The organism is Tenacibaculum sp. 190524A02b, assembly GCF_964036645.1.
Classification (GTDB): Bacteria; Bacteroidota; Bacteroidia; order Flavobacteriales; family Flavobacteriaceae; genus Polaribacter; species Polaribacter vairaonense.
Window position 1 is genome coordinate 1,154,268 of sequence record NZ_OZ038525.1, and the last position, 16,114, is coordinate 1,170,381.

Consider the following 16,114-nt stretch of genomic DNA (forward strand, 5'->3'; position numbering starts at 1 on the left):
CTAGAGTTAAAATGATAATTCTTTTTTGTATAAATAACCGTTAGAAAATACTAAAACCATGTTTTTGTTAAAAAAAACGTTATTCATTTGTACTTCTTTATCCAAATAAAATGTTTTCCATGTATCACCTCCGTTTGTTGTGTAATAATTAGCACCTTTATTTGAAGTGGCGTAGATTTTTTGTTCATCAATAATCTTAAAACTAACAATGTTCTCATTATTAATAAGAGGTATTTTATTTATATAAATAAAATTTTCTTTTTGATCATCTATTTTAAATATGTTAAATGATTGAGTGCCATTACCTCCTAACCAAATATTATTTTTATCTTGGATTGAAAGGGTTTTTCCAAGTAAAGGCATGTTCATTTCTAGCTTTTTCTGAATCCATGTACCTCCACCATTGTCAGTAAATGTTATAAGCTCAGTTCTCTTATTATAAAGATAAATGTGATTTCCTTTATTATATATAAATTTTGAATTAAAAAGTTTTTCTTGCGAATCATATACAATAGAAATATTCCATGAATGACCTCCGTCTAGAGTCTTCATAATGAAATATTCTACATTGCTTGTAATAGAATTATATTTAGAAGCAGTAAGATATCCTTCGTTTTCATTAACAAAATAAATATCAAAAAATTGATAACCAGTACTTAGAATATTTAAATTACTCCATGTATTTCCTCCATCTATACTTTTTTTAAATAGGCGATTGGATTCTTGTGCATATATGACATCATTACTAGCTATAGTAAATAGAAAATGTGATTTTATTTCATTACTTTTTAAAATTTCAACCCAATTATTTCCTTCATCAGTTGATTTGTATAAATGACAACCATTATCACTTTCAATAGAAGCGTAAGCGATGTTGTTTTCTAGAAAATAAATTTTAGAAAATGATTTGTTAGTTTCGATTTTATTCCAACCCTTATCAAGTATTTTTATGAATTTCTTGCAAGAGTTTTCATTGTATGATATTTTTAAATCTCCACTGTAAGCATCTAGAGGAAGTTTTATTGTAATTTCTGTTTTACCAACAGAAACTGGTTCTATAATAATGTTATTAAATTCAATTATTATATCACTGTCTAATTGGGTACCAGTAATCGTTATTTCTTCTCCAGGGAGTACTACATTTTTGGAAATTTGATTAATAGAAGCAGGTGGTTGAATTTCGTTAGGATTGTTATCATTACATGAAACCATTGAAATAGTTAGGCAAATTGTAAGTATTAAATTAATGTATTTCATTTCTTTAGTTATATAGTTATTATAATCCTTTTATTTTGATTGCATTAGTTTGCTAAAACCATTTCCACCCTACGGTTTTTATTTTTATCGATTGATTTAGGAGAAAGGTTAGCAATACCAAAAGCCCGTAGTTGCGATGCATTTACCTGATGCTTCTCTACAAGTTCAGAGACTACAGCATTAGCTCTAGCCTTAGAAAGTTGTTGATTGTGTGTAAAATCACCTGCATTATCAGTATGCCCAACAATAAAAACTTTGGTGTTAGGATTTGCATTTAAATAGTTAGCTATAGTGGTCAAACTTTTGGTAGAAGTAGGTTTAAGAGTACTTTTATCGGTATCAAAAAACACACCTTTCAATTCTGATCTTCCATATTCGATTAGCTCTTTTTTTAAGTGCTTTTCATTGAATTTTATACTTAGTGAGAGCTTTTTCTCCTTAAGAATTTGTACTGTGTAAGTATCATGATAATATTCAACATGTCCCCAATACATTTGATTAGTCTTTTTAAATGAGAAAGAAAGACTAGAGAGACCTTCATAAAGTATTTTGATGTCTTCTTTTTTAAAGATAGCTTTGAAGTTATCTAAAACGAATACTTTTGATGGATGAGCCCCTTTGTCTTTCCAACGATATACTGTTTTCGTATATTCTCCTTTTTTAGCTGCTTTTGAAACAGCATTTTCGTCAACGTATATTTTCAAAACATCATAAGGTTGATAATAACATTCATCAATTTTGTAATTAGAAAGGATTGAGAAAACTTCTTTTTCTTTACATTTTTCATTTTGAGAAATTGTAATGAACGATGTCAATAGTGCGAATAGTAAGAATGTCTTTATCATTGTTTATAAACGTATTTTATATAATCAAAATTGAGTTTTTTATAGATGGAAAATCTAACGGTTTACAGTGATTTTAAAATTGTTTTAAAAATGGTAATGTTCATATAAAATTTTTTCTATTTTTTTGGTAAAACTTATATATCCTCGCCAACCTTTTATGTTTGTAAGAACAGCTATATAGATTTTTTTACTTGGAATTGTTATTACAATAGAGGATGCTCCGGCTTGTCTTCCAGTATGTCCGTATCTTTTTTCGTTTTTATCATGAAAAATCATTAAACCATAACCATATTTTTCTTTTGTAGGAATGGCATCACGCCAACTTGGAGTATATGTTTTATCATCATTGAGGTAAGGAGTTTGCATTTGATTTATTACTTTATTTGAAAAGAACTTTTCTTGCTGAAAAGCCTGTGCAAATTTTATCAAGTCTTCCGCTGTACTTAAATGCCCTCCCGCAGGTAAGTTTTCACTAACATCTCTCATATTAGCTCTTCTTATTTTTTCATTTTTTAAAAGCCTATATCCAGAAACACGATGATTAATGATTGAATAAGAATCGTCACTTGTTGTATGTTTCATCTTCGCTGGATCAAAGATGTAATACTTCAACAAACTTTTGTAGGATGTATTCATAACATCACTCAGAATGCAACCTAACAAGCGATAACCAAAAGAGGAGTAATTCCAATTAGTATTGGGTTTATAAAGCAAAGAATCGTTTTTAAAATTTTCTAAGGGTTCGGTGCTATTTGTATATCGCGTATATTTTCCTAATTGGCTTTTAATTCGATTGAATTCAATAGCATTAGAGTCTTTAGCAGTTTTAGCTTTTTGAAATTCTCTTTCAAAATTTTTATAATGTCGTATTCCAGAAACATGTGTAAGTAGATGTCTGGTTGTAATATTCCATTGTTTAGTTGGAAAATGCGGACAGTAATTTTGTATGGGAGTATCAAGATCTATTTTTTTTTCAATTGCCAATTTCATTGCTAAAGTGGCGGTAAACCATTTTGAAACAGAAGCAGTTCTATATTTACTTTGAATGCTGGCTTTTACATTATTTTCAATATTTGCAAACCCAAAAGAATTTGAATAAATAATTTTATCATCATAACCAATAGCAATTTGTATTGATGGTATTCCTGTTTGCTTTATTTCTTTAAGGGCAATACTATCTATTTTGTTTTTTAAAGAGTTTTGTGCTGTTACAGTTATGACAAAACAATAAATGATATTACAGAAGAATTTTTTCATGGATAGTAGGGTTTTCTTACGATTATCAAAAATGAAGTTTTCTCAATTAGAATGTTTAACGGTTTGTAGTGATTTTAAAACTAACGGTATTCCGTGATGTAGGTTTGAGTATAAATAGTTTTATTTGCAGTAATTAAAGAATCTTTACCTTCTTAATAAATATACTCATGAAGAAAGCAATATTATTACTGTTATTAGTTAGTGTAACTAGAACTATTGCTCAAGACAATCAATTAAAAAAGGTCTATGATTCCATAACCAGTCAGATTAACAGTTTTTCTAAGGAAGAAATACAAATAAAATCAGATGAGCTGTATTTAAGAAGTATACAATTAAAAGATACTTTGTACCAATATAGAGCAAAAAAACTATGGGCATTATGGTATGAAAAACAAGGAGATTATAATAAAGCAATTGAGTTTTTAAAAGAAGAATCAGCTGTAATCGATACTTACAAGTCATCATTAATAAAAGATGAAATCATTGTAGAGAATTATTACGCTATTGCCAAATTGAGCAGAGATAAAGGAGATTTAATAGTGGCAACCGATTATTACTACAGGTCTTTAGAGTTGGCAAAGAGTAGAATTTTAACAAGTTATATTTTTGGAAATTATAATGGTTTGGCGAGAATTTTTTTAATGCAGAAAAACTTAAAAGAAGCAAGAAATTACTTAATTAAAGCAAAGAAATATGCTAAAAGTAAAAAAAAGGAATATAAAATATTAAACAATCTGGCAAACATCAATGTGCATTTAAAAGCATATAAAGAAGCAAAGAAGAACTTAATTGAAGCACGAGATCTTCTTAAAAAAGACGACTATAAATCATTATTAAATAACTATAATAATTTAGCTGCTGTTTATCATTATATGGGAGAGGCTAAAACTTCATTAGAGTATAGTTTAAAGTCGTATGATTTAAAGGTAAAGACCAATGCAACAACTAAGCAATTGGCAGAGAGTTTAATAAATATTAGTACTTCTTTTGTTGGTCTTAAGAACCACAAAAAAGCTGAAATCTATATGAAAAAAGCGGAATCTCTATTCCCCGATGCAGAATCTTTAGAACTTAAAAAGGGAGTTTACAAGAGTTTAAGAGACAATTATGAAGATTTGTTTAATTATAAAAAAGCATTGCATTACAGTAAACTTTATGAAATATACAAGGATAGTCTTTTAAGTAGTAAAACTTTAAAAGAAACTGAAAAATTAAGGGTTGCATTTGAGACAAGATTAAAAGATCAAAAAATAGAAAGTCAGGTTGAATTGATTGAAAATCAATCAAAACAAAAAGAATACCTTGTTTCAGGTTTAATTGTATTGACAATATTATTGATAAGCGCAAGTGTCTTTTACTTTCAAAAAATAAAAGCTCAGAAAGAAGCAATTAACAACAAAGATGCTTTGAATAAAGCAGAAATGGCAAAATTAATAGAAGAACAAAAATTTAAAACCTTTGTAGCTCAAGTTCAAGGACAACATCAAGAACGCAATCGGATTGCTAAAGATTTACATGACAGTGTAAGCGGAAATATTGCAGCAATTAAAATGCAATTAACAAGCCTTAGTGAAAATCATTCAAAAGAGATGAAGGCTATTATAAATAATTTAGATATTACCTATGGAGAAGTAAGAACCATATCGCATAATTTAATAAAACAGGCCTTTTCAGAGCAATTGTTTACGAAGTATTTTAAAAATCTATTAAGCCTATATCAAACTAAAGATTTTTCAATAGAAATTGAATTTTACCCAGAGGAACGACTTAATGAAATATCAAAGGATATAACTAAGGAGATAAGTATGATAGTACAAGAGTTGGTAACAAATATAAGAAAGCATGCTAGAACCAATTCATGTTCTGTAAGTTTAACCATGCATGATGCGTATTTAAATGTACTAGTTGAAGATGAAGGAGTTGGTTTTGATGTTTCTAAAGATAAAAAGGGTATTGGTTTAGAGAATGTTAATTCAAGGGTACTCAAATTAAAAGGAGCCATTGAAGTAGATACTGTTTTAAACAAAGGAACAACAATAAACATTAATATCCCTGTTAGTTTGTAATTTTAAAGAAAGAAGAAAAGATGATAAAGTATTTAAATTTAATTTTGATAATCGTTTTTATGAATTCATGTCAGCAGAAAGGTAATAGTTCTATGGTATTGGAAAATAAACAAGAAATAGTTGATTCGGCAAAAGCAATTGTACAAAAGATTTTTGAATTATCAAATAATCATAAGTTTGTTGAAGGGTTAGACTATTATGCAAATGACACAGAAGCCTATTATGTAAATAATGGAACGGTTTTGAATCTAAGTGATTTAAAAAAATCATACGAAAATATTGCACCTTCTGTTGAAGTTTTAGAAAACTCAATTGATTCTTGGAATACAAAGGTGTTATCTGAAGATGTAGTATTGTTCACATTACCTGTGCGTTTAAAAATAAAATTAAAAGGAATTCCAGAGTATAATGGTCAGCTTGTTTGGTCAGGAGTATTGCAAAAAATAAAGGATAAATGGGTGGTTGTACAAAGCCATGAATCATGGTTGAATTGTGTAGAAGTAAACTCAGCTTTATCAAGCGCCAATTAAAACTAGTTTGATGAAAGAATCAAAGATAAAAGTATTATTAGTTGACGACCATGCAATGTTTTTAGATGGAGTACAATCTATATTAAAAGAATTAAATGTTGTTTCTATTACTGGAATAGCTAAAACAGGATCAGATGCTTTAAAGTTGATTGGAATAAATCAACCAGATATTGTGATAACAGATATAGAAATGCCAGAAATGACTGGCATAAATCTGACAAAAAAGATTAAGAAATTACATAAAGAAATTAAGGTAATTGTAGTTAGCTCTCATGCGAACAGTAAAACAATTACCGATGCAATTAATGCAGGAGCTAATAGTTATATTTTTAAAAATACAGGAAAGAAAGAACTGTTTAAAACCATAGAACTTGTTTTTAAGGGGGAAAATTATTTTCCTTTAGAGGTAAAAGAAACTTTAAGTAATAGCTTGTTTGATCCTAAAAAAAAGAAAGAAGAAGCAGTAAAATTAAGTAAGCGAGAAACAGAAGTGTTAACATTAATATCAAAAGAAAAAAGTACTCAAGAAATATCTAAAGCACTTTTTATCTCAATAAATACTGTAGAAACCCACCGAAAAAACTTAATGAGAAAAATAGGGACAAAGAATATGGTGGGCTTAGTAAAATATGCCATTCAGCAAGGAATAGTAAGCTAATTAATTTTTTTAAAACTCATATTTCTTACACGACCATTACTAATTTTTAATCCTTTTATTAGTTGATTTTTGTTTCTTTTAAATTCAATACAACTAAATGGCCAATGCGCTTCATAAATATCGTTGTATAGTTTATTTAGTTTTATTTTACCATGTTTTTTGTGATACAGATATAGCATTTGTTTTTCTACACTAATTTGAAAATTAGTCTCTATTTCAGAACTATAGTAGATTCCAGCATAAATTTTTGGATTAATATTTTTAATTCTTGAGGAAAGGTGTTTCTGGAAAACTTGTGCAGGTTCATCGTTTACCTTCACAAACATTTTATCTTCTTTAAAAGAAACTATTACATCGGCAACTACATCTTGCATTTTGAAAGTGTTCCTATTAATAGGTGTTAAATTACTTTTTTGTGAATTGGTTCTCACATATTGTAATGTATTGTTATCTAAATTAATTACTCTACCATATTTTTCAATATCATTCCAATATACATCTTCATAACTCAGTAGGAAATTATTTGGAACATTAACATTATTAGTAGTCTTAGTTAATGCTGTTTTTTGTAATGTTTCCTTTTCTTTTTTATTGAAAACTATTTCGCCAATTTGATTTATTTTATTTAAAATATCACCTTTGGTAAAGTTAGATAGTATTACTATTTGTAAATAATCATTAGGGTATGATCGAATGATACTTCTAAATCCACCGATAGCTCCACCATGTTGAATTATTTTTTTATTTAAATGTGTTTCAACACTTAATCCATATGCATATAAAGGTTCTAATAGGGAAGTGGTTAATAGTTTTTGAAAAGTATTTTTTGAACGACTAAAGTTTTGTAACCAAACGACCAAATCTTCAGCAGTGGTATATAAATTTCCAGAGCCTAAGTATCCCCAATATGGAAGTGCTTTTTTAATGGTACTTCCTCCTTTGTAAGAAGTAGCTTTGTTAAAAATAATACTATCTAAAGATTTACTTACATAAGAATGTTTCATATTAAATCTCTTAAAAATCTGTTGTTGCATCCAATTTTCAAAAGGTTCATTTGTAACATTTTCAATAATATTAACCAAAAGCATATATCCCGTATTAGAATATGAAAATTCCGTATTTGGAGGAAAGTTTAGATCTCTTAATTTTGGTAACAAATTGTTTAGATCTTTATTTGTTATAATATCATTTCTCCAACCAGCTAAAGCTAAAAATCCATGTATATCACGTAATCCACTGGTGTGATGAAGTAGTTGTTCTATGGTAATATTATGTGGAAAATTAGAAAGTTCCGGAATATATTTTTTGATATTGTCTTTTACAGAAAGTTTGTTTTGTTCTTGAAGTAATACTATTGCCATGGCGGTAAATTGTTTTGCAATAGAACCAGCATTAAAAATAGTTTGTGTAGTATTAGGTTGATTGTATTCTATACTAGCAAGTCCGTAAGCTTTTGAAAAAATAAGTTTGTTATTTTGTGAAATAGCAATACTTCCTCCAGGATGGTTTTTAGCATTCCATTGATTAAATAAACTATCAATTTTATATAGTTGTTGATTACTTATTTGTCCGAAAAGGACTGTTGTGATTATAAATAAGAATACTGTTAAGAATAAATTTTTGCTCATTTTTTTTCTAATTAATTTCAGAGACAAAACTCTGATAATCTATAGAGAAAAAAGGACGACAGAACACGCCAAAAAGCCGACAATTACCCGTAAACATTGGTGTTTTAATTAAAAGAGATAGAAATTAAACTTAAAGAATAATTGTTGGTTTTTATTAAGAGAAACGGTGTTTCTTAGAATAATAAATAGATTACTAAGTATAATGAGAAGCATAAAAACTTGAGAAAATTGAATCCACCAAAAATCCATATCAAATAAGAAATTTATCATACTACTAACAATGAAAAATAAAATCATTCCAATTGCAAAGAATGTTTGTATAGTGGTAATATGCTTACTTAAGAGAGAATGTTCTTTTTTTATCAATCGGATAATTAAAGGAACTATAACATTTAAAGGTGGAAGAAATACAAATAGTAAAGGAGAAAGGTTAATGATAGTTATAAGTGATGAGATATGATTTTTAGAGATTTCAGGAACTTCTAACAGTTCTTTTTCTTCTATATCTAAAGCTTTAGCTAGTGCTTTTAAGGTATAGCCTTTAGGAGTAGAACCCGCTTCTATACGTTGTATGGTTCTTACCGAAATATTAGCTTTTTTAGCCAATTCTTCTTGTGTTAAATGCTGTTGTTCTCTATATGTAGTTAGTTTTGACATTTTTATCGTTCAATAATTTAAATTCCCATCCAGTTATTAAAAGCAGCCGTTGTAGTTTGACTTGTTTTTAATATGTTTTCTTGTTCCTTTAACTGAATTGCTACTGTATTTTTATTATAGCGATTAATACGCTCAACATACTGTTTATTTACCAATTCTCCTCGGTTAATTTTAAAAAACAACGCTGGGTTGAGTATTTCTTGAATTGAAACCAGTGAATTTTGGTTGAGTAAATGTTTTTTATTTTTACTGTCAAAGGCAAACAATACACCTTGATCTGCTTTGATATATTTAATATCTGCTGTTTTTAAAAAGTAAATTCCACTTGCTGACTTTACTGAAATAAACTCTTTATAAGTATCAGTATGAATTGCTTTTTGCTGAAAATAATTATCTAGCTGTTTAAAGATAGCCAATTGATTTTGCGGAATATTTCCTTTTAAATTATTAAACTTATTCCATGCTTTTTCAAAACGATCTAATGAATACGGTTTTAAAAGGTATTCAATTCCATTAGTTTCAAAGGCGTTCATCCAAAAGTTGTTATAAGCGGTAGTGAATATAATGGGCGTGGTAACGGTTAAACTACTATATACATCAAATACGTTTCCATCTCTAAGTTCTATATCAGAAAAAATAAGATCAATCTCAGTATTCGATTTTAAAAAGGCTAAAGTCTCATCTACTGTTTCAATTTCGGCAAGAAGTGTATAGGCTATATTTAAGTTGTTTAAATAACTAATTAACTTTTTTCTCGCGGGAGCTTCATCTTCAATAATAACAATTCTAAGCATTAGGCAACGGTTTTAATTAACGGTAGATGTACAGTAAAGGTTTCTGAGGTTTCAAGAATTTCTATGGGTTGTTGACTCATCAATAAAAATTGTTCGTTTAAATTTTTTAAGGCAACGCCATTCCCTTTTTTCTTTCTGTTCAGAGCAATTTTATTATTACTAATGACGATACCATTATCAAATGAAATTCTAATGGTGACAGGATTACTTTGAGTACCTAAGTTGTGCATAATTACATTTTCTACGAGTACTTGTAAACAAAAAGGAGGAACAATGACATGTTTCTTTTTAACTTGATCATCAATAACCAATTGGTAATAGTCTTGGTATTTTTCTTCCATGAGCTTAAAATAATTCTCTGTAAAAGATAACTCTTCTTGTAAAAGAATCAATTCTTTGGAAGAATTCGCTAATGAAAAACGATATACTTCAGAAAATCGACTTAAAAAAGTAGATGCTTTTACAGAATCTTCAAAAATCAATTGGTCTAAGATATTTAGATTGTTAAATAAAAAATGAGGATTTAATTGATTCTGTAGCTGTTGAATTTTACTCTTGGCATTACTAATTTGAAATTCACTGATTTGTTTTTTATAGTTTTTAGTATCCTGAAAATACAAGTATGCTAAAGAAAGTCCGCCAAACATTAAAAAGTTTAGTGCTCTACCAACATTATTGCTTATAATGAGGTAAGAAGAACCATAATTTCTTTCTAAGTTGTTAAATGCATAGGATATCAATATTCCAGAGATGTTTTGATATAGCATATAAGCAATAAAACCTATACCGAAGTAACCTATATAGTTTTTAAGACGAGGTGTTTGATGTGGATTTCTCTTTTCTACTTTTCTTTTAATAAAGTCGACAAAGAAAAAAATAATTACACTTCCAAAGAACATCCAAAAGGGGGCGTCGAAGTGAAAATAAAAATCTTCCCAAGATCCTAAAGCGATGGCTATTTTGTTTTTAAGACTTAAAAGCCAACAAAAAGCAAATAAAAATAAAAAGAAATGTCGGTGTTTATTAACGTAAGCTATCATAGTTTTCTTAGATGAGTAAAAATAAGCAATTGCATGATGTTTTTAGGCATATTACAATTGCAAATTATGATTATTTGCTAGGCCAAGACCCCATAATATTTCCTTTGTCATCGTATGCAACGAGTTTCACTTCATTGTTACGATCTATGCAGAATTTAGCTCTTGGTTTTCCTTGATCGTCAAATAAAAACAATCCGTTTTGTTTTCCAGGTACCTGACCTAAAGCAACTCTTCGTGTACCTCTTAAATACCCCTTTTTTATGTATTCTTTACGTTTTAATGAACGTTCTTTAGGGTCTTTAATAGCTTGAAGCTCGTCTGCCATTTGCAGCATTTTTTCTTTGTTTTCATCATCGTTTCGATCATTGAATAGTAGATAGTTATACTTTTTTCTTACTCCGTTTTTCTTCACATCCGTAGATAATAATTGCATTACTTGATCTCCATCATATTGATCATAGGTTAACGATAAGCCTGCAGCGTGTCCATCTTCTGTTTTTTCACCGTCATAAATAAATCCACCGCATTCTTTTCCGTCCTCAGTAAAGAATAACATTCCTGCTCTTTTTTTACGTTTGTGATATATTCTTCCGTTGATAGCATCTCCTTTGGTAGGAAAATGAGCTGCATTGGTAATTACCATTTTAACAGTTCCGTCTTTTTCAACCACATTGATACGCTCTACATCAATGGTTCCAAATTTTTGGTTAAACGGATTTCCGTTTTTAAAAGAATAAGATAAAAAGGCAAATAACCCTAAGGCTACAGTTACTGCAAAGGTTCTTAAAAATACGATTTCTCTTTGTTGATTTTTCATGATATATACTTGTTTATTTGTTGTTTCTGGTATCAAAAGTAGGATGGAAGAAGAGTCTCAGAAATGGGAAACTTTTAAGCCAAGGATATTTTCAGATAAACCAAGGATACTTTCTAATGAACCTATTTTTTGGTTTGATACGATTGTGCTACTTCCAATAAATAAGCATCTAACTTTTTTCTATTCATCCACTTTCCTTTGAGCATTACTCCTAAAACACTTCGAGTATGTTGTATGTTTTCTAAGGGATTCTTTTCTAACAACACAACATCGGCAAGCTTTCCTTCGGTAATGGTTCCACTTTGAGAGTATGTATTAAAATACCTTGCTGGTACAACAGTAGCCGTTTTCAAAGTTTCATAAGTTGAAAGGCCAGCGCTATGAATTAGCTCAAGTTCGTGATGTAATGAAAATCCTGGGAGAAACAATCCATAGGTATCACTACCGGCCATTAAAGGCACACCATTTTGATGCAAGATCAAGGTGAATTTTTGTTGCCATTTCAATTCTCTCGCTAATCGTTCTAAAGATTCGGGTGTCGTAAACCAAGAGTGGGTTCTGTAGTTAATTTTGTCTGAAGTCCAATAATTCACATAGTATTTTGGGAGGTATTTTAAATTCGGATTTTTATGTAAAACTTCTGCCCCCTCTTTACTGGCATATTTACCAATCATTTCAAAGATTCCAAGGGTAGGAGATACATAAACTCCACTAGTTTTAACCTGTTGAGCCGCCTGATTTAACAATGCGTCCGAAAGCAATACCTTTTTTGGTAAAATATTCATAAACTCCTCTACATGTGCTATAGATTTCATACGCAAGGAAAACTCTAATGGTAAATTGCGTTGACCATGTCCAATAACATCAATATGGTTTTTCTGAGTTTCTGCTAAGAGTTTTAAATAAGTTTCCTTCGGAAGGTTATCTGCTAACTTTAAATAATCGTATCCTTTGGCAAGATGAAGTTTAATTATAGAATCTAAGGAATGGGTATTTCGAAAATCCTTTCGCATTAAGTAAGGACCAGCAGTATAATAATGAGGAGCTAAGTAGGCATTTTTTTGCACCTGATTTCGAATGGTAATTTGATCTTGCCCTGGATATTCTGCCATATTTCTGGCGGAAGTAATTCCGTTTGCAATTAATAATTTGAATTCATTTTGAATGTTGTTTTGTAAATGATAATGTGTTTCTGCCAATCCTGGCATTAAATATTTTCCTGAGGCTGGGATGATTTCATCTATAGGGATACTTGCAGGTTTGGAAGCCGATTCAATGGTGTGTATTCTTCCATTTTGAATAATCACTCTTTTGTTGGGAAGAATAGTGTCTTTGTCCATTGGAATAATATGCACATTTTCAAAAGCAATGATCTTGGTTTGGGTAAATCCAAAGCTACTGATACATAAAAATAAGAAGCATAAAAAGCCTGTTCGTGTTTGCATGATGTTTGATTTTAATTTTTGGCAAACCTAGACTATATAAGGGGTTCAGGAGTTCGGAATACGAAATAGAACCTAAAATAGAACTTATTTGTGCTTAAATTCCTTTGGAGTAAGTCCTGTTTCTTTTTTAAAGTTGGTATAAAAAGAAGTTTTCGAATTGAATCCACATTCCAAACCAATAGAAAGCAAACTATACTTGTCAAAATCTGGATCTTTTAACAAGGTCTTTACATCTTTAATACGATAGGAATTGATCAATTCAGAAAAACTCAAACCTGCATTTTCTTTAATTACTTGCAAAAGATATCCACTACTAATACCCGATTGTTCGGCAACACGATCTCTACTTAAGCTAGCATCGTGGTGAATTTTTTCTTCTTCCAGTAAGTACAACAATTTAGAAAAATAGGAATGTTGATTAGCTATGGATTTTTCAGATTTAATAGCTACTTTTCTTTCCATGGTTTTAATGGCATAGCGATCATTGGAAAGTTTAAACTGATACATGCCTTGGTATACAAACCAATATAAAAACAACGAACCGATGGTCCACAAATAAGTAAGCGGTAGTTTTTCTGAAAAGAGAAAACGATGCCCTTCTAAAACGATACCAAATAGTTCCAAGATAGATAAAAATAACCATAGATATAATAACCATTTTTACTTGGAATGTCTTTTGAACTTTTTACAAATTGATAGGATAAGATTATGGTAAAAATGGGAAATAAGATAGAAAGTAAACTGATTCCTCTATAAAATAACGCAACGTTGTTTTGAATAAGTTCTGGAAGTGTATACCAGTTAAAAACGGTAGCTAAAGAAATATATACATTGCAACTACTTAATAAGATAAAAGGAAGGTAGAATAGTTGAATATTTAAAGTTTTTTTGAGTTTCTTTTGAGTAGATTTATAAAAAAAGATAAGTAAGGTGGTTGGGTACAAGAATTGCCAAAGAGCTAAATCGAACCATTGAAGTAATATAGGATAACTCTCACGATCCCAAAACCAATTGTTCATACCTACCAAAGCAATGATAAATAAAGTACATCCTAAATAATTGTTAGTAAGACTTTTAAAAAACCTGGAAAATAGAATAATCAAGCTAAATACAAAATAATGTATAATAGCAAGTAAAGAAATGATTTCTATGAAGGATACTTCAACAGATAGCAAAGGGTATTTCTTAATGGTTGTTGGAACATCAAAGGTAAAAATTATCTTTTTATATAAACAATATGAATATGATAAAAGTTTTTAATTTGGTCATTACTTAATAAACTTAATAACTTCATGTTTGTATGTTTGACCTATAGGAATCTCTATTTGATTTATTTCGATATCCATAGAGGTGTATGCTGTAATTTTATCAAGTGCAACGATATAAGAACGATGCACTCGTATAAATTGATTTTTGGGTAATTCTTTTTCAATAGTACCAATATTGTTTTTTACAACATATGAAGTATCAGATAAATGTATACGTATGTAATCTTTTAAACTTTCGATATATAAAATGCTATCAAAATTTATTTTGTGATGCTTTTTATTAATATTCACAAACATATAATCTGATTGTACTTGAAGTTTGGAAATGAATTGATGTTTGTGTTGCGGAATTTGTCTATAAAAGCGTTCAATGGCTTTAAAGAAACGATCAAAGGAAATAGGCTTTAGAAGGTAATCTACAACATCCAAGTCATAACTTTCTAGAGCATATTTTCTATGCGCTGTTGTAAGTATAACTTTAGGTAAATTACTTTTCGATTTTAAAAAGTCGAGTCCAGTTAATACTGGCATTTGGATATCTAAGAATATTAAATCTACTGATTCTTTTTTTAAAATTTCTGAAGCCGAAATAGCACTATTACAAGTCGCTATTATTTCTATATCAGAAAAAGCACTAATATACTTTTCTAATAAAGTTATTGCAGGCGGTTCATCATCAATAAGTATACATTTTATAGGCATAGTTAGTCTATTGTGATTTGTAAGTGTAAACTAAAATGATCTAGTTTGTCGATTATATTTAGTTCATGTTTATTAGGGTATAGCAAGTTTAATTGTCGTTGAATATTTTTTAATCCAATTCCTTCTTTATAAGCATCTCCAATAGCACCATTTACATAGTGGTTTTTGGTGTTCCAAACACTAAAATAGAGTTTGTTTTCTATTTGTTTTATTGAAATTCTAATAATAGGGTTTTCTAAGTTCCCACTTGCTCCATGTTTAAACGCATTTTCAACTATAGACAATAGTAATAAAGGAGAGATTTGCGCTTTTAATGAAGGGGTTTTTCTTTCAAATTCTACATGTAAACGTTCACCATATCGTATTTTTTCTAAGTTGATATAATTATCAATACATTTTAATTCCTCTTTTATATCTATAAAACGAGCCTGACTTTTATAAAGGGAATAATCTAATATTTCAGAAAGTTGTAAAATCATATCGCCAGCTTTAGGAGAATTTGTCATTACAAACGAATACAAATTATTTAAAGTATTGAACAAAAAATGCGGATTCAATTGTGCTTTTAAAAATTGTAATTCGGTATCTAATTTTTCCTGCTGAATTCTTATTAAACGGTTTGTTTCTTCTTGCTGATTGATGTATACTTTATAGGCATATACGATTAATGCAGGAGTATAAAACATTAATGTCTTAGATAAATAAGCTGGAATATTAAATAAGTACATTGGGTAATTATCCTTGACGTAAATAGAATATTTGAAAAGAACATAGATTATAAAAGAAGTAAAAAAAACACTTAGACTAAATACGGCTATCCTTCCTTTGTTTAAGTATAATGGCACCTGCCAATAGTTAAAGGTGTATACAGCTATGATATAAAAAGGAAATTTCAGTAAGGTGTTTTTTAAGTAGTAGTGATAGTATTCTCCATTTCCATTAAAAGAAAGCGCATAAATAGCTAACAAAGCTATCCAAAATAGTAGGTGCTGTATTACCTTATTTTTTTTCAAGATTTCTGTTAAAATCATTGCATTAAAATTAGAAAAATATAAAATTAGTTCACGAATTAATCGTTAAATAGCTCTTAAAAATAGCTAAATAGTGTTTATCTGTATAAAAAACCATATTTAGACTTTTAAAAAGAGAA

The 16,114-nt window shown here is 29.2% G+C and carries 16 protein-coding genes; 3 read left to right on the forward strand and 13 right to left on the reverse strand.

Going from position 1 to position 16,114, the window contains the following annotated elements; genetic code table 11:
- Positions 1-6: 6 nt before the first annotated feature.
- From ABNT65_RS04545 to ABNT65_RS04555, 3 genes are all read right to left on the reverse strand, one after another.
- Positions 7-1,257, reverse strand: a complete 1,251-nt coding sequence (locus ABNT65_RS04545) for a WD40/YVTN/BNR-like repeat-containing protein (RefSeq protein ID WP_348739954.1) — start codon at positions 1,255-1,257, stop codon at positions 7-9.
- Between the two features lie 44 nt (positions 1,258-1,301).
- A complete protein-coding gene (locus tag ABNT65_RS04550) occupies positions 1,302-2,102 on the reverse strand; it encodes an OmpA family protein (protein WP_348739955.1) in 801 nt (266 codons plus the stop codon).
- Positions 2,103-2,186: 84 nt separating this feature from the next.
- Positions 2,187-3,359 (reverse strand): serine hydrolase domain-containing protein, encoded by a 1,173-nt coding sequence (locus ABNT65_RS04555; protein ID WP_348747292.1) that lies wholly within the window; start codon positions 3,357-3,359, stop codon positions 2,187-2,189.
- A 167-nt stretch (positions 3,360-3,526) separates the two neighbouring features.
- Between ABNT65_RS04555 and ABNT65_RS04560 the strand changes: the two genes are divergently transcribed.
- The 3 genes from ABNT65_RS04560 to ABNT65_RS04570 are packed head-to-tail and all read left to right on the forward strand — an operon-like array spanning position 3,527 to position 6,613.
- The gene (locus ABNT65_RS04560; RefSeq protein ID WP_348739956.1) at positions 3,527-5,425 is read left to right on the forward strand and encodes a tetratricopeptide repeat protein; all 1,899 of its coding nucleotides are present in this window, start codon (positions 3,527-3,529) and stop codon (positions 5,423-5,425) included.
- Positions 5,426-5,484: 59 nt separating this feature from the next.
- Positions 5,485-5,955, forward strand: a complete 471-nt coding sequence (locus tag ABNT65_RS04565) for a nuclear transport factor 2 family protein (RefSeq protein ID WP_348747293.1) — start codon at positions 5,485-5,487, stop codon at positions 5,953-5,955.
- Between the two features lie 10 nt (positions 5,956-5,965).
- Positions 5,966-6,613 (forward strand): response regulator transcription factor, encoded by a 648-nt coding sequence (locus ABNT65_RS04570; RefSeq protein WP_348747294.1) that lies wholly within the window; start codon positions 5,966-5,968, stop codon positions 6,611-6,613.
- On the opposite strand, the gene ABNT65_RS04575 is transcribed toward ABNT65_RS04570, so the two are convergent.
- From ABNT65_RS04575 to ABNT65_RS04620, 10 genes are all read right to left on the reverse strand, one after another.
- Entirely contained in the window at positions 6,610-8,241 is a 1,632-nt protein-coding gene (locus ABNT65_RS04575; RefSeq protein ID WP_348747295.1) for a serine hydrolase, read from the reverse strand. The two genes, ABNT65_RS04570 and ABNT65_RS04575, sit on opposite strands and share 4 nt — an antisense overlap.
- Positions 8,242-8,349: 108 nt before the next feature.
- Positions 8,350-8,898, reverse strand: coding sequence for a helix-turn-helix transcriptional regulator (locus tag ABNT65_RS04580; RefSeq protein WP_348706653.1), 549 nt, complete (start codon positions 8,896-8,898; stop codon positions 8,350-8,352).
- Between the two features lie 17 nt (positions 8,899-8,915).
- Positions 8,916-9,692 carry a LytTR family DNA-binding domain-containing protein gene (locus ABNT65_RS04585; protein WP_348747296.1) on the reverse strand — a complete coding sequence of 259 codons (777 nt, stop codon included), beginning with the start codon at positions 9,690-9,692 and terminating at the stop codon, positions 8,916-8,918.
- Complete coding sequence (locus ABNT65_RS04590) at positions 9,692-10,732, reverse strand: sensor histidine kinase (protein WP_348747297.1); 1,041 nt, start codon at positions 10,730-10,732, stop codon at positions 9,692-9,694. Before ABNT65_RS04590 ends, ABNT65_RS04585 begins: the two co-directional genes overlap by 1 nt.
- Positions 10,733-10,802: 70 nt before the next feature.
- The gene (locus ABNT65_RS04595) at positions 10,803-11,549 is read right to left on the reverse strand and encodes a hypothetical protein (RefSeq protein ID WP_348706644.1); all 747 of its coding nucleotides are present in this window, start codon (positions 11,547-11,549) and stop codon (positions 10,803-10,805) included.
- A 122-nt stretch (positions 11,550-11,671) separates the two neighbouring features.
- A complete protein-coding gene (locus tag ABNT65_RS04600; protein ID WP_348747298.1) occupies positions 11,672-12,889 on the reverse strand; it encodes an amidohydrolase family protein in 1,218 nt (405 codons plus the stop codon).
- 189 nt (positions 12,890-13,078) lie between these two features.
- Positions 13,079-13,456 carry an AraC family transcriptional regulator gene (locus ABNT65_RS04605; RefSeq protein WP_348747299.1) on the reverse strand — a complete coding sequence of 126 codons (378 nt, stop codon included), beginning with the start codon at positions 13,454-13,456 and terminating at the stop codon, positions 13,079-13,081.
- Positions 13,457-13,593: 137 nt separating this feature from the next.
- Entirely contained in the window at positions 13,594-14,013 is a 420-nt protein-coding gene (locus tag ABNT65_RS04610) for a hypothetical protein (RefSeq protein ID WP_348747300.1), read from the reverse strand.
- Positions 14,014-14,262: 249 nt separating this feature from the next.
- On the reverse strand, positions 14,263-14,964 hold the full coding sequence (locus ABNT65_RS04615; RefSeq protein ID WP_348706637.1) for a LytTR family DNA-binding domain-containing protein: 702 nt from the start codon (positions 14,962-14,964) through the stop codon (positions 14,263-14,265).
- 2 nt (positions 14,965-14,966) lie between these two features.
- Positions 14,967-15,995 (reverse strand): sensor histidine kinase, encoded by a 1,029-nt coding sequence (locus ABNT65_RS04620; protein WP_348739970.1) that lies wholly within the window; start codon positions 15,993-15,995, stop codon positions 14,967-14,969.
- Positions 15,996-16,114: the final 119 nt, after the last annotated feature.